General features: G+C 53.8%; 17 protein-coding genes. 9 read left to right on the top strand and 8 right to left on the bottom strand.

Annotation, left to right across the window (positions count from 1 at the left end; translation table 11 throughout):
• Positions 1 to 107: 107 nt before the first annotated feature.
• Entirely contained in the window at positions 108 to 1,253 is a 1,146-nt protein-coding gene (locus ACFFLD_RS17825) for an iron-containing alcohol dehydrogenase (RefSeq protein WP_386042833.1), read from the bottom strand.
• 412 nt (positions 1,254 to 1,665) lie between these two features.
• On the opposite strand from ACFFLD_RS17825, the gene ACFFLD_RS17820 reads away from it, so the two are divergent.
• The 5 genes from ACFFLD_RS17820 (at position 1,666) to ACFFLD_RS17800 (ending at position 7,309) form a co-directional block, all read left to right on the top strand.
• Positions 1,666 to 3,195, top strand: a complete 1,530-nt coding sequence (locus ACFFLD_RS17820) for a UxaA family hydrolase (protein ID WP_386042831.1) — start codon at positions 1,666 to 1,668, stop codon at positions 3,193 to 3,195.
• A gap of 28 nt (positions 3,196 to 3,223) precedes the next feature.
• The gene (locus tag ACFFLD_RS17815) at positions 3,224 to 4,192 is read left to right on the top strand and encodes a GntR family transcriptional regulator (protein WP_386042829.1); all 969 of its coding nucleotides are present in this window, start codon (positions 3,224 to 3,226) and stop codon (positions 4,190 to 4,192) included.
• Positions 4,193 to 4,358: 166 nt separating this feature from the next.
• Positions 4,359 to 5,237 carry an NAD(P)-dependent oxidoreductase gene (locus ACFFLD_RS17810; protein WP_386042827.1) on the top strand — a complete coding sequence of 293 codons (879 nt, stop codon included), beginning with the start codon at positions 4,359 to 4,361 and terminating at the stop codon, positions 5,235 to 5,237.
• Between the two features lie 36 nt (positions 5,238 to 5,273).
• Positions 5,274 to 6,329 (top strand): Ldh family oxidoreductase, encoded by a 1,056-nt coding sequence (locus ACFFLD_RS17805; protein WP_386042825.1) that lies wholly within the window; start codon positions 5,274 to 5,276, stop codon positions 6,327 to 6,329.
• A gap of 83 nt (positions 6,330 to 6,412) precedes the next feature.
• Complete coding sequence (locus ACFFLD_RS17800) at positions 6,413 to 7,309, top strand: NAD(P)-dependent oxidoreductase (protein ID WP_386042823.1); 897 nt, start codon at positions 6,413 to 6,415, stop codon at positions 7,307 to 7,309.
• 45 nt (positions 7,310 to 7,354) lie between these two features.
• Here the strand turns inward: ACFFLD_RS17800 and ACFFLD_RS17795 are convergent, their stop codons facing one another.
• Genes ACFFLD_RS17795 through ACFFLD_RS17780 form a run of 4 tightly spaced genes read right to left on the bottom strand, consistent with a single transcriptional unit; the run spans position 7,355 to position 11,915 of the window.
• Positions 7,355 to 8,305, bottom strand: coding sequence for a Gfo/Idh/MocA family protein (locus tag ACFFLD_RS17795; protein ID WP_386042821.1), 951 nt, complete (start codon positions 8,303 to 8,305; stop codon positions 7,355 to 7,357).
• Positions 8,306 to 8,342: 37 nt separating this feature from the next.
• Entirely contained in the window at positions 8,343 to 9,113 is a 771-nt protein-coding gene (locus ACFFLD_RS17790) for a FadR/GntR family transcriptional regulator (protein ID WP_386042819.1), read from the bottom strand.
• A gap of 29 nt (positions 9,114 to 9,142) precedes the next feature.
• The gene (locus ACFFLD_RS17785; protein WP_386042817.1) at positions 9,143 to 10,090 is read right to left on the bottom strand and encodes a DMT family transporter; all 948 of its coding nucleotides are present in this window, start codon (positions 10,088 to 10,090) and stop codon (positions 9,143 to 9,145) included.
• A gap of 22 nt (positions 10,091 to 10,112) precedes the next feature.
• A complete protein-coding gene (locus ACFFLD_RS17780) occupies positions 10,113 to 11,915 on the bottom strand; it encodes an IlvD/Edd family dehydratase (protein WP_386042815.1) in 1,803 nt (600 codons plus the stop codon).
• A 256-nt stretch (positions 11,916 to 12,171) separates the two neighbouring features.
• Between ACFFLD_RS17780 and ACFFLD_RS17775 the strand changes: the two genes are divergently transcribed.
• The 4 genes from ACFFLD_RS17775 to ACFFLD_RS17760 all read left to right on the top strand — a co-directional run bounded on the left by ACFFLD_RS17775 (position 12,172) and on the right by ACFFLD_RS17760 (position 16,296).
• Positions 12,172 to 13,257: a TRAP transporter substrate-binding protein gene (locus ACFFLD_RS17775; protein WP_386042813.1), complete on the top strand. Its 1,086-nt coding sequence runs from the start codon at positions 12,172 to 12,174 to the stop codon at positions 13,255 to 13,257.
• Between the two features lie 343 nt (positions 13,258 to 13,600).
• Positions 13,601 to 14,350 (top strand): SDR family oxidoreductase, encoded by a 750-nt coding sequence (locus ACFFLD_RS17770; RefSeq protein ID WP_386042811.1) that lies wholly within the window; start codon positions 13,601 to 13,603, stop codon positions 14,348 to 14,350.
• Positions 14,351 to 14,374: 24 nt separating this feature from the next.
• Positions 14,375 to 15,226: a fumarylacetoacetate hydrolase family protein gene (locus ACFFLD_RS17765; RefSeq protein WP_386042809.1), complete on the top strand. Its 852-nt coding sequence runs from the start codon at positions 14,375 to 14,377 to the stop codon at positions 15,224 to 15,226.
• 14 nt (positions 15,227 to 15,240) lie between these two features.
• The gene (locus tag ACFFLD_RS17760) at positions 15,241 to 16,296 is read left to right on the top strand and encodes a zinc-binding alcohol dehydrogenase family protein (protein ID WP_386042807.1); all 1,056 of its coding nucleotides are present in this window, start codon (positions 15,241 to 15,243) and stop codon (positions 16,294 to 16,296) included.
• 168 nt (positions 16,297 to 16,464) lie between these two features.
• Here the strand turns inward: ACFFLD_RS17760 and nanR are convergent, their stop codons facing one another.
• The 3 genes from nanR to ACFFLD_RS17745 form a co-directional block, all read right to left on the bottom strand.
• Positions 16,465 to 17,184 carry a transcriptional regulator NanR gene (gene nanR, locus ACFFLD_RS17755; RefSeq protein ID WP_386042805.1) on the bottom strand — a complete coding sequence of 240 codons (720 nt, stop codon included), beginning with the start codon at positions 17,182 to 17,184 and terminating at the stop codon, positions 16,465 to 16,467.
• 76 nt (positions 17,185 to 17,260) lie between these two features.
• Entirely contained in the window at positions 17,261 to 18,337 is a 1,077-nt protein-coding gene (locus ACFFLD_RS17750; RefSeq protein ID WP_386042803.1) for an Ldh family oxidoreductase, read from the bottom strand.
• Between the two features lie 16 nt (positions 18,338 to 18,353).
• Positions 18,354 to 19,733, bottom strand: coding sequence for a TRAP transporter large permease (locus tag ACFFLD_RS17745; protein WP_386042801.1), 1,380 nt, complete (start codon positions 19,731 to 19,733; stop codon positions 18,354 to 18,356).
• Between the last annotated feature and the right edge of the window lie 18 nt (positions 19,734 to 19,751).

Here is a 19,751-nt window from a genome sequence, read left to right as displayed (position 1 = left end):
AACTGTCTGGATTTGATTATGGTTTTTTGAAACTGCCGGGTTCTATCCTTTATTACTTTCCTGCCAAAAACTTCCTTTATTTCTGTTAAGCCGATAAACCTTATCCTTTAGAAAGCCTCATTAAGCATCTTGAAAAAGTCTTCTCTGGAGGGTGCACGTGGATTGGTAGCCGTAGAGTGGTCTTCCAGTGCCCACTGCGCCACTTGATCTAGATGTTCTTCCCTAACGCCCATTTCACTCAGGCTAGAAGGCATTCCCAACTTAAGATTTAGCTTTTCAAATGCTTCGGCTAAATCGTCATCCTTGGCAAGTCCCATCGCGTCTTTTAGACGAGCAAATTTTTCCTCGCAATCGCGCTGGTTAAATCTTAGAACCGTCGGCATTAACACAGCATTGAGCGTGCCGTGGTGAAGTTTTAACTCATGCAGCCCGCCTAACGCATGTGATAGAGAATGCACCGCTCCCAAGCCTTTCTGAAACGCCATCGCGCCTTCCAGAGCCGCCATCATCATTTCATTTCTAGCGGTTAAGTTAGTACCGTTTTCAACCGCCTCGACCAGAGAGGCGCTTGCACGCTTTAGGCCATCCAATGCAATCGCTTCAGCAGGAGGATTCACTTTAGGACTTAAAAAGGTTTCAACGCAGTGGGCGATTGCATCCATCCCCGTTGCGGCTGTCAGGAAAGGCGGTAAACCGAGCGTTAAACGTGGGTCGCAGATAGCAACAGCAGGGATCAGGTACGGAGAAAGAAACCCCAGCTTCCGGTCATCTTTCATGGTAATCAGAGAGGCTCGCCCCACTTCACTTCCAGTACCTGCCGTTGTCGGAACTGCAATCAATGGCAGCACATCTGCATTAATTCTGGCGGCCCCACCTTCAATCGCCGCATACTGGCGTAATGGCGCGGGGTGGTTAAAAAGTAAAGCGACCGCTTTAGCCAAATCAATGCTGGAGCCGCCACCTACGGCCACGATGCCGTCACACTCGCTTTCTCGCAGGAAAGACAGCGCTTGTTCTACAGCGCCTTCAGTAGGATTGGAAGGCGTGCCATCAAAAACGCAGGCTTGTTCATTAAGCTCTTCAGAAAGTTTTGCAGATTCAATCACCTGCGTAATAAGTGACGTACTACTCAGCCCCTTATCAGTTACAAATAGAGGTCTTTTCACCTTAAGCAATTGCAGCTCATTCGCTAGCTCTGCAATCGCATTCTCACCGAACTGAATTTTCGTTAAGTAATTGATGATGTAGGGCATTTTCATTTCTCATTATTGTTTTGCTTGAAACCAAATATACATCTTTTTAAAGGTGTCATACAGCATACCTGCATGACAATAGTTCAATGATGATTTTTTGGCCACTAATTTTATGTAGAAAAAATCGTCAGAAAATATATTAATAAAAACTCTTATTAATCAGGTACTTAATATCAACCACCAGTAAGCTGAAAATCAACATTTGGCTGACGATACTCCTTCCTATAGGGGTTCAATATTCGATCTATGAAAGCAATCTAGATCAAATGAACATTGCATTCAATAACCATTATATAGGACGATAGTATAATCGACGTACACTGCTTAATTGCTAAAGTGCATCAACAGTGACCGCCTACTAGCTTGTGTATAGTTCTTACCTAAAAAGCCAATAATAAGTTTGAGGTAAACGATGGATCTCATTAATTCCCCGTCAGTTATTATTCAGCTCAACCCTCGGGATAACGTGGGCGTCGCCTCAAAAGCGGTACCCAACGGGTTTCCAATTGATAAAAACGGCACACTTGCTAAAGAGAATATCGATGCTGGTCATAAAGTTGCGTTAACTAACATCAATAAAGACGAAGCTGTTTATAAATATGGCCAACTGATTGGCATAGCGGCTCAGGATGTAGTACCAGGTGAGCATGTACACACCCACAATCTCACCATGATAGAGCTCGATTCCTCATTAAAAGATTTTCAGCCCCACCCGCAAACAGACACCACAAGTAGTTCACGCACTTTCCAGGGTTTTCAACGTGATGACGGTAGCGTAGGCACGCGTAACTACATTGGTATTCTGTCGACCGTTAACTGCTCCGCAACGGTAGCTAAAGCAGCGGCAGATACACTCAACCAGTCTGACGAACTAAGCCAGATGGGGTTCGATGGCGTTGTTGCGATTACCCATGGCTCAGGCTGTGCTATGAACACAGACTCGGAAGGCTTTTCCTTTCTTGAGCGCGTCATCGCAGGTTATGCCCAGCATCCCAATTTTGCCTTTGTGCTCATTATCGGCTTGGGCTGTGAGACCAACCAGGTCAAAACGCTCGTCGCAAAAAAAGGCCTAGAAGACGACTCGCGGCTTGCATACTTTAATATTCAGGATGCGGGAGGAACCCGTACAAGTATTAAAACCGCTTGTGATCACATTATGCAGATGGCCGCTCAGCATGGGCAGATGCAGCGAGAACCTGCGTCCCTAAAGCATCTGGTGGTTGCACTGCAGTGCGGCGGCTCAGACGGTTATTCAGGTATTACGGCGAACCCCGCACTTGGCCACGCGGCTGATCTTATCGTGCAGCACGGGGGCAGCGTGATCCTTGCGGAAACTCCAGAGATTTACGGTGCGGAGAACCTACTGATAGATCGCTCCATCAATGAAAACGTCGCGCAAAAGCTGCTTGATCGTATTACATGGTGGAAGCATTACACCGAAATAAATGGCGCTGAATTAAACAACAATCCGTCACCTGGCAATAAAGCGGGCGGGCTCTCCACAATTCTTGAAAAGTCCCTGGGTGCCGTTGCAAAAGGTGGCAGCTCTAGCCTTAACGATGTGCTGCACTATGCCGAAAAGATAACCACTCGTGGCTTTAACTTTATGGATAGCCCGGGCTACGACCCAGTTTCTGTAACCGGGCAAATTGCCTCTGGGTCAACGGTTGTCTGCTTTACTACCGGACGAGGATCGGTTTCAGGTTTTAAACCCGCTCCCTGCCTGAAGCTCGCAACCAATACTTCCATGTATGAGAAAATGCATGAAGACATGGACATAAATTGTGGCGTTATCGTCGATGGCACTGCCAGTGTAGAAGACGTAGGGGAACAGATTTTTGAGCGTATCATCGCCATCGCCTCAGGCGACATGAGTGCTAGCGAGTCACTGGGTTATGGTAGTAATGAGTTCGTTCCCTGGCTGGTAGGTGCCATCACCTAATCGTTAATTGAAGGGCAACTAACTAACCATGACACAAACGCTGCGCGACCAGCTCTATACAGCTCTTAAACAGGGTATTGTTGGAAAGCGTCTGGAACCAGGCCTTGTGCTGCTTGAAGGAAATATAGCCGAGCTGTTTGGTATCAGCCGCTCCCCTGTTCGCCAAACGCTGAGCCGATTACATGAAGAACAGTATATCTGCCGCTTTGAGGGGCGAGGCTATCTGGTGGGCGCATCTCCTCAAGAAATAGTGCGACGCCCTCTCAGTGAAGGCGATTTCAAACAACGCGGCTACGCCCCTAAAGTCGACCGCATTGCCTCATGGCGGACCCATATCGACAGCGTCGAGCATGCCATTGTTTTATGCTCGATCAAGGGCGCTTTTGAGCTCAATGAACTCAATCTCTCCAAATCACTCAATGTCAGCCGCACGGTTACCCACCAAATTTTGCTTTATTTACAGTCCATAGGCTTGGTCGAGAAAATTAAATACAACAGCTGGAGTGTGGTCCCTTTAGATAATCAGCGGCTACACAATCTTTATGAAGCACGTCGTCAATTAGAGCCGTATATGATTGCGCGTGCCACAAAGCATATACCAGAAAGCACTCTTAACAGCTGTATTATCAAACTCGAGCACGCCGCTGAGAGCTACCCAGATATAAAGGGGGAGTTACTAGATGAGTTAGAAAACGACCTGCACCACACCGCTGTTAGTTTAGGTGATAATCAGGAGGTCATGAATATGCTCCGGCGTACGCACCCTATCTTATTAGTCAGTAAACACCTGCTTGGACGGGTACTTAAACTTCCAGATCAAGCTCCTTTTTTTGATGAACATTTATGGGTATTTGAGAAAATTCGCCTGAAGCAACCTGCCCAAGCTGGAAAATTATTAATGACTCATTTGGAGCGTTCAGAATCTACCGTGCTTGATCGGCTTATTAATTTTCGAGACTCAGGAGACATTGAGATTCCGTCTTATCTACGTGGGTAGCTTAAGCTTAATAAAAATAACGTTAAGTACACCCTACTTAAAGCATTACTGATATCTCTTTAAATTATGAAAAACGGGACTAACCAGAACAATCAAAATAGCTGATAAATCGGCTGGATAACGGCCACATAAAACTCAATAGCACCAACCATTAGAGGAACCAACAATGACAACTTCCCGGTCTATCGGCTTTATTGGCACCGGCATTATGGGTGCTCCTATGGCCGGCCGCCTGGCCAAAGCAGGACACCAGGTGCGCGCCTGGAACCGGACAAAAAGCAAGGCCGACAGCCTGGAAACGATGGGCATTGAGACAGTGGAAAGGCCTGAACAGGCAGTCAACGAAAGAGACGTCGTGATCGTCATGCTCAGCTCGGGGCCGGTATGTGATGAATTACTGTTAGGTTCAGATGGCTTGCTCAACGCCATGCAGCCCGGCGCTACCCTGATCGTCATGAGTTCCATCCCGGTCGAGACGGCACGCCGCCAAGCTGAGGAGGCCGCAACCTATCAGATTCACTACTTGGATGCGCCGGTATCCGGCGGTGAGCAGGGAGCGATTGACGGCACGCTGGCCATCATGGCGGGCGGCGACTTCGCAAGCTTCAAAGCCGTTGAGCCCCTCCTTCTATCGCTCGGCAGACCGGTCCACGTTGGCCCTGCGGGCAGCGGTGAGCTGGTCAAGCTTGCCAATCAGATGATCGTGGCCAACACCATTGCTACCGTGGCCGAAGCCATATTGCTGGCAGAACAAGGGGGAGCTGACCCTGCGCAGATGCTGAATGCGCTGGAAGGAGGCTTTGCCGACTCGACTATTCTGCGAATCCACGGCCAGCGCATGATCAAGGAGGATTTTACTCCCGGCGGGCCGGCGAAATGGCAATTGAAGGATACCCAGACCGCCATGGCCTTAGCCCAGGAATTTCAGCTTAAGCTGCCAGTATCCTCTATGGTCAACGGGCTTTATGAGGCGCTTATCGCCCAAGGAGAGGGGGACCTTGACCATAGCGCCCTAATACGCCAGCTAAGACGCCACAATCAATAACCGTTCGCCCACCCATAACGTCGGGAAATAAACACAATGAGCCAACATTACGATGTCCAGGAAATAACGCGATTCAGCACTGCCTTACTTGTAGCCGCAGGGCTTGATGACGATAAAGCCAATGCCGTTGCTGAGATACTTGTTGAAGGCGACCTGATGGGGCACACCACTCACGGGCTGCAACTTCTAGCGCCTTATCTTGAGGAAATTCAGTCCGGCCGAATGCCGGTCACCGGCGAGTATGAGGTCATTTCCAAGCGTGCCGCCGTACAGACCTGGGATGGACGTTACTTACCCGGACCGTGGCTGATTCTCAAAGCGATGGAAACCGCAGAAGCGATGGCGCGTTCCTGCGGTACCGGAACGGTGGTGATTCGGTGCTCTAACCATATTGCCTGCCTAGCCGCCTACCTAAAGCGTGCCACCGATCAAGACCTTGTGGTTGTGATCGAATCATCCGACCCGGCGACTAAATCCGTTGCCCCGTATGGCGGGCTAGAGGCGACCCATACGCCCAACCCAATCGCCGTGGGCTACCCGACTGATTCAGGCCCTGTGCTTTTGGATGTCAGTACGTCCATTACCACCAATGGCATGGTCGGGCGGCTTAACAAGCAAAATAGCCGCTTGCCTTATCCATGGCTTAAAGACAACCAGGGCCAGGCGACCGATCGCCCCGAGGTACTCTTCGACGAGCCCAAAGGCAGCATTATGCCCATCGGCGGGCTGGACCATGGCCACAAAGGCTACGCACTAGGACTCATGGTGGAAGCTTTGACCTCTGGCCTGGCAGGGTTCGGGCGCGTGCAGGCGCCTTCGCAGTGGGGTGCTTCGGTCATGGTGCAGGTGCTGGACCCGGAAGCTTTTGGTGGGCTTGAAGCGTTCAAGCGCGAAACCGGCGCGCTGGCCGATGCATGTCGTAACAATCCCGTCGCCGAGGGTAGCCCACCGGTTCGCATACCTGGAGAGCGCGGGCTCGATCTCCACAAGCGCTACTCACAACAAGGTGTTCCGCTTCCAGAGGGCGTCCCCGAAGCACTTCATGATTGGTCAGAGCGTTTAGGCGTTGCTTTCCCTCAGGCACGCCAATAGCCGCTTTCTGCTTAGGTTCAGGTTCAGGTTCAGACAAGTGAGCGTTATCTAAGACTTAATCAAATAACTAATTGGAGGTCACCATGAAACAGGAACGTATCGGATTCATCGGGCTCGGCTTAATGGGTAAGGAAATGGCCCGCAACATAGTGCGTAACGGCTACCCGCTAAGCGTTATGGCGCATCGCAACCGTTCGCCTTTAGAGATGCTGTCTGCCGAAGGGGCAGTTGAAATTGCAAGTGCTGCCGAGATGGCCAAAAACAGCGATATTGTTTTTATCTGCGTCAAAACATCCGAACAGGTTAGCGAGATAGTGAACGGGCCCGATGGTTTGATGGCCGGAGCCCATGAAGGGCTGATTATCGTCGACTGCTCTACGGCTCATCCTGAATCGACCGAGCGCCTTGCTGAAACTGTTGCGGAGCAGGGAGTCACCCTGGTTGACGCGCCGTTAGCCCGTACGCCGCGCGAAGCCCGTGAGGGGCGGCTCAACGTTATGCTGGGGGGCGATGCCTCAACGGTTACGCGCATTACGCCGGTTATCGAAAGCTTCGCCGAGAACATCTTTCATGTGGGTGCGGTCGGGTCAGCGCATAAGCTGAAACTGATTAATAATTTTCTTTCGCTAGGGGCCGCTGCTCTGGTTAGCGAAGCCGCTACCATGGCTGCCGGAATGGATGTCCCGCAGGAGAAGCTGCTGGAAATCTGTTCTCAGGGCGGGGCCAACAGCGCCATGCTGGCCCCGGTTATGGAGTGGGTGCTGCAGAAAGAATGTACGAAATTGCAGTTCAGCCTTGGAAATGCAGAAAAGGACATGCGCTACCTGGCTGAAACGCTAAGCGATTACCGACTAACGTCCGAAATACTTCCCCCGCTTTGCGAGTTCCTTAAACTGGCTCGAAATGATGTGGGGGAAGAGAGCTTTGTTCCCCAAGCGTACGACAGCTGTTTGAAGCGCAATAAAATTGTAACGAGTTAACACCGAGAAAACGGCTTCGGGGCTATCTCATTGTCATTTAAAGGCTTATTCGACAAACGCGTCAGTAACCTCACGATGCCCATATAGAAACGCATCGGCAACCTGGCGCAGCGGGGCCACATCCACCTCGCTGCGCTTGTTTGCGATCAGCTCGGCAAAGCGTGCGTAGAGGCCTTGATACTCGCGCTCTTCGGCGTCAATGATTAGCTCGTCGTCAATCATCAAGCGGCAACCACCTTGGGTCAGACTTAAGCGACTTCCATCGCTTTCAACGTGAATATCCCAGGTTTGCGGACCGGTCTGGCGAAAATCGAAGTCTGCCTCAATGACTGCGCCCTGCGGGTCGGTGAACGAAAGCTCAGCCGCAATCGGGGTTTGAGCGTTACTCGGCACCAGCAACCGCGCTTGTTGCAGAAAGAAAGGTAAAGGCAGGATCGCGGTGGCAATCGATAGCGCATTAATACCGGGGTCAAATACCCCCATACCACCCGGCTGCCAGATCCACGCCTGACCGGGATGCCATACCTTCACATCCTCTTTCCATTCAATCTCAACACGCTGCACCTGACGCTTGGCCAACCACTCCTGCGCCTGAGCCACGCCTGGGGCAAACCGTGAGTGCCAGGCAGCAAACAGGCAAACGCCCTGCTGGGAGGCAAAGGCAATCAGATCTTCCACTTCGCTTAATGTCGCGCCCGGCGGTTTTTCCAGCAACACATGTTTACCGCGCGCGATTGCCGCCCGCGCCTGGGAATAGCGCAGATGAGTTGGCGTACAGATCGACACTGCCGTAATCTCAGGATGAGCGTCCAACATCGTATCCAGATCTGAATAAGCTGGCAGGTCGGATAGTGATGCATAAGGGTCTGCCGTTGCTCCGAGCTGGCAATCCGGAGTCGCCGCTATCGCGGGTAAATGCTGGTCGCGAACAATTTTCCCTACGCCTACCAGGCCAAGGTTGAAGCCTAAGTTAAAGTCAGAATTGAAGTCAGACATACGCTTGCCTTGTTTTATTTGAAAAGACCTAATGGAATTAGGAAGTCGTGAGCGGCAGCTCAACGCTGCGACCCAGAGAACTGGCGCTATGCTCAAGCCCCAGCGCTGCAGCAGTTCCTGCCAATACAGCTTGGGAGGCTAAAAACGCTTCTTTTGGGCGGCGTAGCCGAATGCTTTCCATCAGTTGGCGGTGACGCTCCAGGCTCTCATCCGGGTCGGGAGCATTCTCATTGGACATCGAGACCAGCATAAAAATAGAGGGGCGCAGGATATGCGAGAGCTGGGCCCAAACGATATTGTGCGTCGCCTTAAAGATGGCCTCATGAAAAGCGACATCGCATTCACTATGCAGCCGACGTTCCTCCTCGCAGGTGGCATTGCGAAGATTCTGCCCCAACCCTTCAAACGCCTCTTCTATCGCCACGAGATCGCGCGCCTTGGCACGTTTGGCAGCGGTCATTGCGACATAAGGTTCAACATCAAGACGGAAGGCGAGGATTTCACGTTGAATATCCGGGTTGGGCGCCGCGTAGCGTGTAAGCCAGTCGGTGACCTGGGCATCCAGAATATGCCACTCAGAATACTCTCGCACCTTTGAGCCATGCCCAGAGATACGCTCAATGATGCCCGCCTCTACCAACTGGCGCAGGTCGCTTCGCACCGCCGAACGATTAATCCCAAACCGTTCGCATAGATCCATTTCGCGCGGGACTAAATCGCCGGGATGGTAGCGTCCGCCAAAGATCTCTTCGGCGAGATGCTCGGCAATACTGGGACGTGTTGCTTGCTTACGAGGAGATGACGTCACTTAAAAAACCCTGTTTCGATTCCTGTCAATTATAACGCACTTGACCGGTTTACTGTTATCGGTGAAGCAGGTTCAACTCCGGTGCGCATTCTCATTTCAAGCTGTCGTTCGTAGAGGCCCTTTGCACTCAGTGTACCTAGCACAAGGGCACCGCCGACCATGGCGATCGGCGCAGGTTGTTCACCTAAAATCCACCAAGCTAATAGCGTTCCCACCACCACTTCAAGCAATAGCAAGAGACCTACTTCAGCAGAGGGTAGATAGAGTGGACCGCGCTGCAGCAGCGTCACCCCGCAGGGAACGATAATCAAGCACAGCAAGATCACTACGGCGAGCTGGTTGCTAGCAGGCAGTGTTATCGGCGCGCTCCCCGCCAGCCAAAACGCCCCTGCGACACTCCCAACGACGATACCGTTAAACACCAACATAGGGCTCATATCGACGCCCGGCCGTGTGCGGCATAAGGTGAAATTAATTGCCAGAGTGGTCGCTGCCATCAAGGCAAAAGCATTACCCACCCACGCGCCTGCACCTACATCATCTAACACAATCATTGAAATACCGATCATGCAGAGACAAATGGCCAGCCAAGTTCGGCGGGGCAAGCGCTCATTAAGGATGATCCAGGAAAGAATTGCAGCGATGATCGGCGAACTGGCCAGTATCATCAACACATTACCCGCTTTGGTGTACTGATTGCCAAGCACAAAACCGCAAGTCGTCAGACTAAATAACAGCGCGACGGCAATACCAGTCCATCCACAGCGGCGATAGGCACCAAGGGTGCCTCTACCATAGCGCGCTAGCGCTATCAGCAAAAAGCCTATGGCAGAGAGAAACCCCCGCCACATTAATATCTGGGCATCGGGAAGATCGGCCACCTTAATTAGTAAAGCATCCGGTGCCATGATCATCGCGCCACCCCCAGTCAATAGCAGGCCCTGCTGGCGGTGCGACAACATACTAAAACGGCTCATCTGAGTATTAATTCCTGCCCAGTTAATGATTATCCCGAGGCGGATGCTGGCGAGCCACATCACGATACTTGGTGGCGGGTTCAAGCGTCATGCCGCGATCCAGAGGCTCAACCATGCTGCGCTGAATTTCCTGCCAGGGTGTCTGGTGACCGGGATAGCGATAGCCGCCCTGCTTGGCTAAACGCTCGCGGCGCGCGTCCAGCTTACCGGCGTCAATCAACAATTGTACTTGGCCGCGCTTTAAATCCACTCTGAGCCGGTCGCCACTTTCAAGCAGCGCCAAACCACCCCCTGTGGCAGCTTCCGGGGAGGCATTGAGTATCGACGGTGAGCCGGATGTGCCCGATTGGCGCCCATCGCCCAAACAAGGCAGGGATTCGATACCTTGTTTAATCAATGCTTCAGGTGGTTGCATATTGACCACTTCGGCCCCGCCAGGGTGACCAATCGGCCCTGCCCCACGCATGACCAGGATGGTGCGCGCATCAATATTCAGCGCCGGATCATCAATACGTGCGTGGTAATCCTCCGAGCCATCAAACACCACCACCTTGCCCTCAAAAGCCTCAGGGTCGTGGGGATCATTCAGGAAACGTTTGCGAAAATCGCGAGAAATCACGCTGGTTTTCATTAATGCCGAATCGAACAGGTTGCCCTTGAGGTTAAGAAAGCCAGCGTGCTCGACCAGAGGATCGGCATAGCGGCAAATGACGTCGTTATCCTGGCTTTCGCGGCCCTGAATATTATCGCCCAGCGAGCGCCCGTTCACAGTTAGCGCGTCACTGTTGAGCTTACCGGCAGCCTGGAGCTCATGCAGGATCGCAGGAACGCCCCCGGCGCGGTGGAACTCCTCACACAGAAAAGCCCCCGCGGGCATGACGTTAGCCAACAGAGGGATCTCATGCCCCAGACGCTGCCAGTCATCGTTATCCAGTTCAACGCCTGCATGACGCGCGATAGCGTTAATGTGCACCGGTGCATTGGAGGAACCACCCAGCGCCGAGCAGGCCACAATCGCGTTTTCAAACGCTTCGCGGGTCAGGATATCCAGGGGGCGCAAGTCTTCCCACACCATATCGACGATCCGCGTACCGGTGTCATAGGCCACCATTGCCCGCTCTTTATAAGGAGCAGGAATGACTGCCGACCCCGGCAGGCTCATGCCCAACACTTCGGCCATGGAGTTCATGGTCGAGGCAGTGCCCATGGTATTGCAGTGACCGATCGACGGTGCAGAATCACTCGCCCGGGAGAGAAACTCGGCGTAATCAATATCGCCTGCCGCCAGACGTTTGCGGAGCTCCCAAATAATCGTGCCCGAACCCACGCGCTCACCGCCCCGCCAGCCATTCAGCATAGGCCCGCCAGACAGCACAATAGCGGGGATATTCACTGTTGCTGCCGCCATCAGCGCAGCGGGCGTAGTTTTATCGCAGCCGGTGGTCAACACCACACCATCAAGAGGATAGCCATGGAGAACTTCCACCAAGCCTAAGTAAGCCAGATTACGGTCCAGCGCAGCGGTAGGACGTCTCACGTTCTCGTGAATAGGATGCATGGGGAATTCAAACGGCACTCCGCCCGCCGCGCGAATGCCGTCTTTCACCCGTTTGACCAAATCAATGTGGTGGCGATTACAGGGGGTTAAGTCAGACCCGGATTGGCAAATCCCGATAATTGGCTTCCCGCTGGTCAATTCGTCCAGGGTAATACCGTAATTCAGATAGCGCTCAATACATAGCGCCGTGGTGCCAGGGTGCTCGGCATTATCGAACCAATAACGCGAGCGCAACTGCTCAGGCGTTATTCGAGAAAAATTGGCCATGGTGTCGCTCCACGCCTAAAGTGAAAAATGAGAAAAGAATGGTATGACGTTACGCTTTCTTTATAGAGACGTCGATACATACAAAAGTATATGTTGAACATACGCAGAAAACGTTAGACGTTTAGGAAGGGGTTCGGCGCCTTTAAGCTCTTTAAATAGGCCGCCATTGATACACAACAACAATAGCCAATACGCTGCAGCTCGTTAGGAAGACCCCCTTAGCTTGCGAGCTACAGCCCGCCAGGAGAGTGATAATATGCATAATCTTTGGAAACGCACCCTATTAATAACCGGCGCCACGCTGCTCAGCTCAGGCATGGCTTATGCGCAAACTGCGCAAACGCCCGACCTTTCCGACCCACCCGAGATAGAAGGCGACACCGTCGGTGACCATGGCAGCGTGACACTTCGCATGGGTCTTGGACTGGCGGAAAGTTCTCCCCAGTACCTTTCCAGTCAATATTTTGCGGATATTCTCGACCAGCGAAGCGAAGGGCGCATTAGCGTCAATATTTTCCCTAATAGCCAGCTCGGCGATGATGTTCAGATGATGGAAATGCTTCAGACCGGGACACTGGACATGACCTATCCATCATCGTCGCCCGCTACCGGCTATGTTGAGGAGTTAGCAGTCTTCGACTTACCTTTCTTGCTACCGACCCGTGAAGCCGCCATTGACGCCATGCGAAGCGACGCTGCCCAAGAGATGCTTGACGCGTTTGATGGCACTGGTATTAAAGCACTGGCTTTTGCTGAAAACGGCTTTCGACAGCTTTCCAATAGCGCCAGAGAAGTCGCGTCACCAGAGGACGTAGCGGGGCTGGATGTTCGTGGCTTAACCATTCGCACCATGGAAAACCCGGTGCACCTGGCCATATGGGTAGCACTGGGTGCCAATCCAACACCCATGGCCTTTGGCGAGCTTTTTTCTGCTATGGAGCAGGGTGTCGTAGATGGTCAGGAAAACCCCTGGAGTACCATTCTGACCTCCAACTTCTATGAAGTGCAGGACTACGGCTCCGAAACACGCCACGTTTACACACCCTTTATCAAGATGATCTCGCAGCGCACCTGGGATCGCCTCGACCCCGAATACCAGGAACTCATACAAGAGGCCGCACTGCAGGCAGCGGATTACGAAATCCAGCTCTCCAGTGAATATGACGACTGGTCACGTAATCAACTTGAAGAGCGCGGCATGCAAATTACCCGCCTTAGCGACGAACAGATCGCCGCCTTCCAAGAGGCCGTGCAGCCTGTTTATGACGAGTGGGCGCCCCGCATCGGCGAGGATCTGGTAGCTGAATTTCAGCAGATTTCCAAATCTTCAATGGCGGAGTAAGCAATACTTAACCATTCATCTTCTCGCTTTTCGATTAGGTAAATCAGGCAAGAGGCAATCACCTCTTGCCTTCGTAATACTTACCTATGGTGAGTATTGATCGTTACCTCGCTCCGTTGTTTTCCTCTGAGACCGCAGCTTTGATAGAGAAGTCTTGAAAATTAAAAAAGGACGGCATCTGCCGTCCTTTTTGCATTGCATAGTGCCTTACAGAATATTGGCAACACTCACTAACTAGGCCATACTCAGACAAACATCATGCTCGTATCCTGTCATACCATATGACATTACATACTTGTCGCTAGTCATTATCGGATAAACAACAACAGCACCGGGAACCACCATGCGACTCAAAGACAAAACGGCACTGATCACCGCCGCAGGCCAGGGCATTGGTCGAGCCACCGCCTTGCGCTTCGCCGCCGAGGGCGCGCAGGTCATTGCCACCGACATTAATGCCCAAAGCCTCGCCGAACTAGATGATGTCCCAGGCATCACCACGCGCCAGCTTGATGTGCTGGACGTCACCGCCATCGAAGCGCTGGCCGCTGAGCTAGGCGCCGTTGATATTCTTTTCAACTGCGCTGGCTACGTGGCCAACGGTTCGCTATTGGAAGGTACAGACGAAGACTGGGAACTATCGCTATCACTCAATGTGATGGCGATGATGCGCATGATCCGCGCCTTGCTGCCTGCCATGCTCGCCAATGGCGGCGGCAGTGTTATCAATATGGCCTCAGTGGCTTCTAGCCTAAAAGGTGTACCCAACCGCTGCGCTTACGGCACCACCAAGGCAGCCGTACTCGGCCTGACCAAGTCGGTGGCCGCCGACTATATTGGCCACGGCATTCGCTGCAACGCCATCTGCCCCGGCACCGTAGATTCGCCCTCGCTTCGCCAGAGGATTGGCGACCAGGCCAAACGCCAAGGTCGCAAAGAAGAAGATGTCTACGCCGAATTCATAGCTAGACAACCTCAGGGACGCCTGGGTAACCCAGAAGAAATTGCCGCCCTTGCCATCTACCTGGCCGCCGATGAGTCTGCCTATACCACCGGCACCGCCCAGGTCATCGATGGTGGTTGGCTAATCTGATTACGTACACGAAGGAACCGCTCAATGAAATTATTACGCTTCGGCCCATGCGGCCATGAAAAACCCGGTCTGCTAGATGACAACGGCGTGATCCGCGACCTGTCAGCCCATATCACCGACCTGTCCGGAAAGCATCTTGATCGGGGTGCTCTCGAAGCGCTTGCTGCGCTGGATACTGCTAGCCTGCCTGAGGTGCCTGCCGACACTCGTATCGGCCCTTGTGTTGCCGGGGTGGGTAAATTCATCTGCATCGGCTTGAACTACTCCGATCACGCCGCCGAGACCGGCGCGCAGGTGCCGCCGGAGCCAGTAATTTTCAACAAGTGGACCAGTGCCATTTGTGGCCCGAATGATGACGTGATTATCCCTCGTGATTCCAAAAAGACCGATTGGGAAGTGGAACTCGGCGTCGTGATTGGAAAGGCCGGACGCTATATTGATGAAGCCAATGCCATGCAGCATGTCGCTGGTTTCTGCGTAATCAACGATGTTTCCGAGCGCGAGTTCCAGCTCGAACGCAGCGGCACCTGGGACAAGGGCAAGGGCTGCGACACCTTCGGCCCCCTGGGCCCCTGGCTTGTCACGCCTGATGAAGTGGCAGACCCTCATCAGCTTGGCATGTGGCTTGAGGTGGATGACAAGCGCTACCAGGATGGCAATACCCGCACCATGGTTTATCAGATTCCGTTTCTGATCAGCTACCTGAGCCGCTTTATGAGCCTGCAGCCGGGCGATGTGATCTCTACCGGCACCCCTCCCGGGGTCGGCATGGGCCAACAACCGCCGGTTTATCTTAAGCCCGGTCAACGTATGCGCCTGAGTATCGAAGGGCTCGGCGAGCAGCACCAGACCGTCGTTGCCGACCAGCAGCGTTAAGCCAGGAGATCGGGATGCGAACCGTCGTATGTGTCAAACCGGGTCATATGACCCTGGAACAGCGCGATCCACCGAGCTGCTCCTCCGGCGAAGCGCTGCTGCAACTACGCCGTATTGGTGTATGCGGCACCGACATACATGCCTATGGCGGCAATCAACCCTACTTCAGCTATCCACGCGTATTGGGCCATGAACTAGCTGGCGAGATCGTCGAAGTGGGCGCCACTGGCGATCCCGAAATGGTCGGGAAGCGCGCCTACGTGATTCCCTATCTGCACTGCGGCCAGTGCCGGGCCTGCCGCAACGGGCGCAGTAATTGCTGCCAGCGAATACAGGTGATTGGTGTTCACCGGGATGGCGGTATGTGCGACACCCTGGCGGTGCCCCTTAACCATCTGGTGGTCTCTGAGACCCTCACACTTGATCAGCTGGCGCTGGTCGAGTGCATGGCTATCGGCGCCCATGCAGTGCGCCGCAGCGAACTCCAACACGGTGAACTAGCGGTGGTGGTCGGCGCTGGGCCGATAGGCATGGGAGTGGCTATGGTTGCCCGCGAGCGCGGTGCGCAGGTGGTAATGGTTGATACCAACTCCGAGCGCCTGAAGTTCTGTCGCGACAAGCTCGGTATCGAGCTGACGTTGAATCCTAACGAGAATGATATCGACGCCGCCCTCAAGGCGCTGAGCGATGACGAACTCGCCGATGTGGTGTTTGATGCCACCGGCAATCCCGCCGCCATGCAGGCAGGTTTCGACCTCGCAGGACAGGCCGCACGCTACGTGCTGGTAAGCATCGTCAAAGCCAATATCAGCTTCAGCGACCCTGACTTTCACCGCAAGGAACTGACCCTGCTGGCCAGTCGCAACGCCACCCGTGAGGACTTCGACCACGTGACGCAGTTGATGGAAAGTGGGCGTTTAAAAACCGAGGCGATGATCACCCATCGGGCCGAACTCGCCGATATCCCAGCGCGGATGCCCGCGTGGTGCGCGCCTGCTACGGGAGTGGTCAAAGCAATGATCGAGCTCAAGGATGCACCCCGACAATCCACTCATGGAGCCTTGTCATGACCCATGCCTTCGGCTGCAGCGTCACTGATGGCGACACCCAGACGCTATGCCAGTTACTCGCATTTTCGATGGTCTGGCCATTGGCAACCAAGTCCAGTCCCTCTCCTCTGTCGAAGCTCAGCATCGGCGTGGAATGTGGTGGTTCAGTCGGCTTTTCCGGGCGGCAGCTCAATCGGACGCGAGACGCCGTTTGAGCTGCATGTAGGTGCCATAATGCCGGTCTAAGTGGCGGCGCATCGCCGCTTCGGCAGCGTCAGGATCACGCGACTCAATAGCCTCGACAATCTCAGTATGTGCCGCGGTGGCAGCCTTGTCTTCATCCTTCTGTTGCAGCACTTGAGCACGCCGGTCATCCAGCCATTCCGACAGCGCCACATGAATGGCATCGAAAATCGGATTTTGCCCAATGCTCGCCAGCACGCCGTGAAAATCGTTATCGGAACGTTTGAAGCGCGCTTCATCACCGATCGCATCGCGGTTGTCGGCAAGTGCCGAACGCAGGCGAGCAAGGTCATCATCACTGGCGTTATGCGCGGCATAACGTGCCAGGGATATCTCGAACATGGCCCGTGCTTCCTGAAAGTACTGCTGACCATCGGGTTTCGAAAGCAGTTGCCGGGTAACGCCGGACAGCCGGGACATCACCGCTTCGGCAGTAGGGCGAATAACCCTGGCGCGGGTGCCACTATTAATGGCGATTAACCCGAGTTGTTGCAGGTGAAACAGCGCTTCGCGCACCGCTGGCCTGCCGACACCAAACTGCTCCATCAACTCCCTTTCAGAGGGTAGTTGATCATTCTCGCTCAGCCGCCCCTCGAGAATTTCGGCCTCGAGTTGCTCGGCGACCTGTTCGGACAGCGTTTTTCGCTCGATCCGGTATCTGCTCATAGGCAGTCACCCTTAGTTAACCTGGAATTCGCCGCCATTTTACTGCATTTCTTACCAATATCCTTCATCCAAGCCATCAATCGAGTCGAATAAGCGGCGCTATTCGATACCGTTCAGCAATTTCTGCGTAGGCGAGTTGATTGGCAGAATCGAGCGGAATGCCTTCGGCGTCGCGTCGGGCTTGGCAGCGCCACTCACGATCTCCAGGCGCCATCACCGTCGCATTGGGAGAGACCGCTTGTCCACGCAGGTCGGCTAAGTAATCGGCTAATCCTTTAGCAAAGGTGCCTTCGTCTACAAATGCATCAGGTTTCATGGCGAGGAAAAAGTGCCCGACCCCGCGTGGTGTCGACATGTCCGGCCCGCCCATGGGAAGTAGCTTAAAACCGTGCTGCATGCCCGACAGCGTTGAGCTTAGCACCTCAACCATGCCTCCCAAACCTGCGCCCTTAAAGCCAAAATCACTGCCTCCCAATGGCAACAGTGCGACAACCTCACTAGGCACACGACTAACCTTGCCGGCGGCATTTGCCGCCACTTGGTCTGGCAGCTCACGGCCAATAGCTCCGTACTGCTGCACGCGGTTCCAGGGAATCGAACTGGTCGCCATATCCAGCAGGTAGGGCGACTCCCCCGCTACCGGTGCCGCAAAGGCAATTGGATTAGTGCCATGAAAAGGGTTAGCGCCGTCGTGTAATAGCACAAAGGGGTCAGAGTTACAGAACGCCATGCCGAGATAACCGCGCTCCGCTGCCGCTAAGGCATAGCACCCTGCTGCACCAAAATGGGAAGAGTTGCCCACGGCGACCGCGCCCAACCCTACTTTATCGGCCATCTCCATGGCATGGTCCATGGCGGTGTAGCCCGCCAAATGCCCCAGCCCATCATCCGCATCCAAGAACCCCGTTGCCGCCAAGCGCTGCTGAAAAACCATGTTGGGCGCCCCCTTGATGCGTCCACCTCCGAGCGCTTGCAAATAGTGAGGCAGCAGACGCAGGCCGTGGCTGTCGGTTCCCATTCGTGAGGCTGTGACTAACGCACGGGCCACCGCTTTTGCTGATGCCGGATCAGCGCCCGCCGCGGCTAACACCGCCTCCATAAAACGCTCCAGATCCTCGCGGGCTATACGGAAGTCTTGCTGGGCATCAGACATAAACCGATCTCTCCTATTAACGATAAAGCAGCGTAGGCAGCCACAGCGAGATGGCTGGCACAAAGGTAACCAACAATAGCGCGATCACCAGCGGCACCAGGAACGGCAGTGTTCCTCGCATGCACTTCTCGAAAGAGATGCCGGAGACCCGCGACAATACATAAAGCACCATTCCCACTGGCGGTGTTAACAAGCCAATCATTAGATTGAGCACCATGATCACACCAAAATGAACCGGGTCGACACCAGCAGTGACGGCTACTGGCAACAGCACAGGCACCAATATGGTGATCGCCGCAATGGTCTCCATAAAGCAACCCACGACGATCAACACCAAATTGATGATGATCAACGTAGCGATGGGGTTATCAGCGAATGGCCCGAGCAGGGTCACCACATGCTGGGTGACCTGGTTGCTAGTCAGGATCCAGGCAAATATCGAGGCGCCAGCGACGATTAACAGAATGACCGCCGTGGTCTCAATCGTCTCCATGCTGACTTTCAACAAACGGCGCCAAGTGAGGGTGCGGTAGATTACGCCACCCAACAAAAGCGCATACACAACCGCCGCGATGGCCGCCTCGGTAGGCGTAAAGGCGCCGCTCATAATGCCGCCGACAATAATAACGGGGGTCAAAAGCGATAGAAAAGCACGCTTGAAGGTATGCCCAAGCACCGGGATAGAGAACACCGCATCACGGGTATAGCCGCGACGCCGCGAAATGATCGTAATCATTGCCATCAAGACTAGCCCCATCAGAAGCCCCGGCACTAATCCCGCGACAAACAGTTGACCAACTGAAACCGACGCCATCACACCGTAGATCACCATCGGCAGGCTTGGGGGAATGATCGGACCGATAGTCGAGGATGCGGCGGTGATACCAACCGAAAATTCCTCGTCGTAACCGGCGTCTTTCATGGCCTTGATTTCGATGGTGCCAAGTCCTCCGGCATCAGCCACCGCTGCACCGGACATGCCTGAAAAGACGATACTGGCACCAACATTGACGTGACCAAGGCCTCCTCGCATCCACCCCATCAGCGCTTTGGCAAAATCGAAAATGCGAGAGGTAATACCGCCATTGTTCATCAGGTTGCCGGCAAGAATGAAAAAAGGAATCGCTAGCAACGGAAAGCTATCGATGCCATTGATCATGCGATGCACTACTACCACATCGGGCACCCTGCCAGTCATCAGTACATAGAGTAGGCATGAACCGGCGAGGCTGATGGCGATAGGCACGCCCATCACTAACAGAGTGAACAACGCCGCGAATAGAAACAGTAGGTAGTGTTGTGTAACGGCCAGCGCCATGCAGCCAAGTATCGCAACCGACGCGACCAGCGGTGCTACCATTGCGCCACCGCGTCGCATGGACAAAATGTTGGGCATTGGTGTGATCTCCGGAAG

Source organism: Vreelandella sulfidaeris, assembly GCF_042429665.1.
Taxonomy (GTDB): domain Bacteria; phylum Pseudomonadota; class Gammaproteobacteria; order Pseudomonadales; family Halomonadaceae; genus Vreelandella.
The sequence above is the reverse complement of the archived record's forward strand: the minus strand, read 5'-3'. Positions and strand labels throughout refer to the sequence as shown.

Bases quoted from the DNA above. Each gene is read 5' to 3' on its own strand.
- ACFFLD_RS17825 (WP_386042833.1), bottom strand. From the start codon at position 1,253: ATGCCCTACATCATCAATTACTTAACGAAAATTCAGTTCGGTGAGAAT.
- ACFFLD_RS17820 (WP_386042831.1), top strand. From the start codon at position 1,666: ATGGATCTCATTAATTCCCCGTCAGTTATTATTCAGCTCAACCCTCGG.
- ACFFLD_RS17815 (WP_386042829.1), top strand. From the start codon at position 3,224: ATGACACAAACGCTGCGCGACCAGCTCTATACAGCTCTTAAACAGGGT.
- ACFFLD_RS17810 (WP_386042827.1), top strand. From the start codon at position 4,359: ATGACAACTTCCCGGTCTATCGGCTTTATTGGCACCGGCATTATGGGT.
- ACFFLD_RS17805 (WP_386042825.1), top strand. From the start codon at position 5,274: ATGAGCCAACATTACGATGTCCAGGAAATAACGCGATTCAGCACTGCC.
- ACFFLD_RS17800 (WP_386042823.1), top strand. From the start codon at position 6,413: ATGAAACAGGAACGTATCGGATTCATCGGGCTCGGCTTAATGGGTAAG.
- ACFFLD_RS17795 (WP_386042821.1), bottom strand. From the start codon at position 8,305: ATGTCTGACTTCAATTCTGACTTTAACTTAGGCTTCAACCTTGGCCTG.
- ACFFLD_RS17785 (WP_386042817.1), bottom strand. From the start codon at position 10,090: ATGAGCCGTTTTAGTATGTTGTCGCACCGCCAGCAGGGCCTGCTATTG.
- ACFFLD_RS17780 (WP_386042815.1), bottom strand. From the start codon at position 11,915: ATGGCCAATTTTTCTCGAATAACGCCTGAGCAGTTGCGCTCGCGTTAT.
- ACFFLD_RS17775 (WP_386042813.1), top strand. From the start codon at position 12,172: ATGCATAATCTTTGGAAACGCACCCTATTAATAACCGGCGCCACGCTG.
- ACFFLD_RS17770 (WP_386042811.1), top strand. From the start codon at position 13,601: ATGCGACTCAAAGACAAAACGGCACTGATCACCGCCGCAGGCCAGGGC.
- ACFFLD_RS17765 (WP_386042809.1), top strand. From the start codon at position 14,375: ATGAAATTATTACGCTTCGGCCCATGCGGCCATGAAAAACCCGGTCTG.
- ACFFLD_RS17760 (WP_386042807.1), top strand. From the start codon at position 15,241: ATGCGAACCGTCGTATGTGTCAAACCGGGTCATATGACCCTGGAACAG.
- nanR (WP_386042805.1), bottom strand. From the start codon at position 17,184: ATGAGCAGATACCGGATCGAGCGAAAAACGCTGTCCGAACAGGTCGCC.
- ACFFLD_RS17750 (WP_386042803.1), bottom strand. From the start codon at position 18,337: ATGTCTGATGCCCAGCAAGACTTCCGTATAGCCCGCGAGGATCTGGAG.
- ACFFLD_RS17745 (WP_386042801.1), bottom strand. From the start codon at position 19,733: ATGCCCAACATTTTGTCCATGCGACGCGGTGGCGCAATGGTAGCACCG.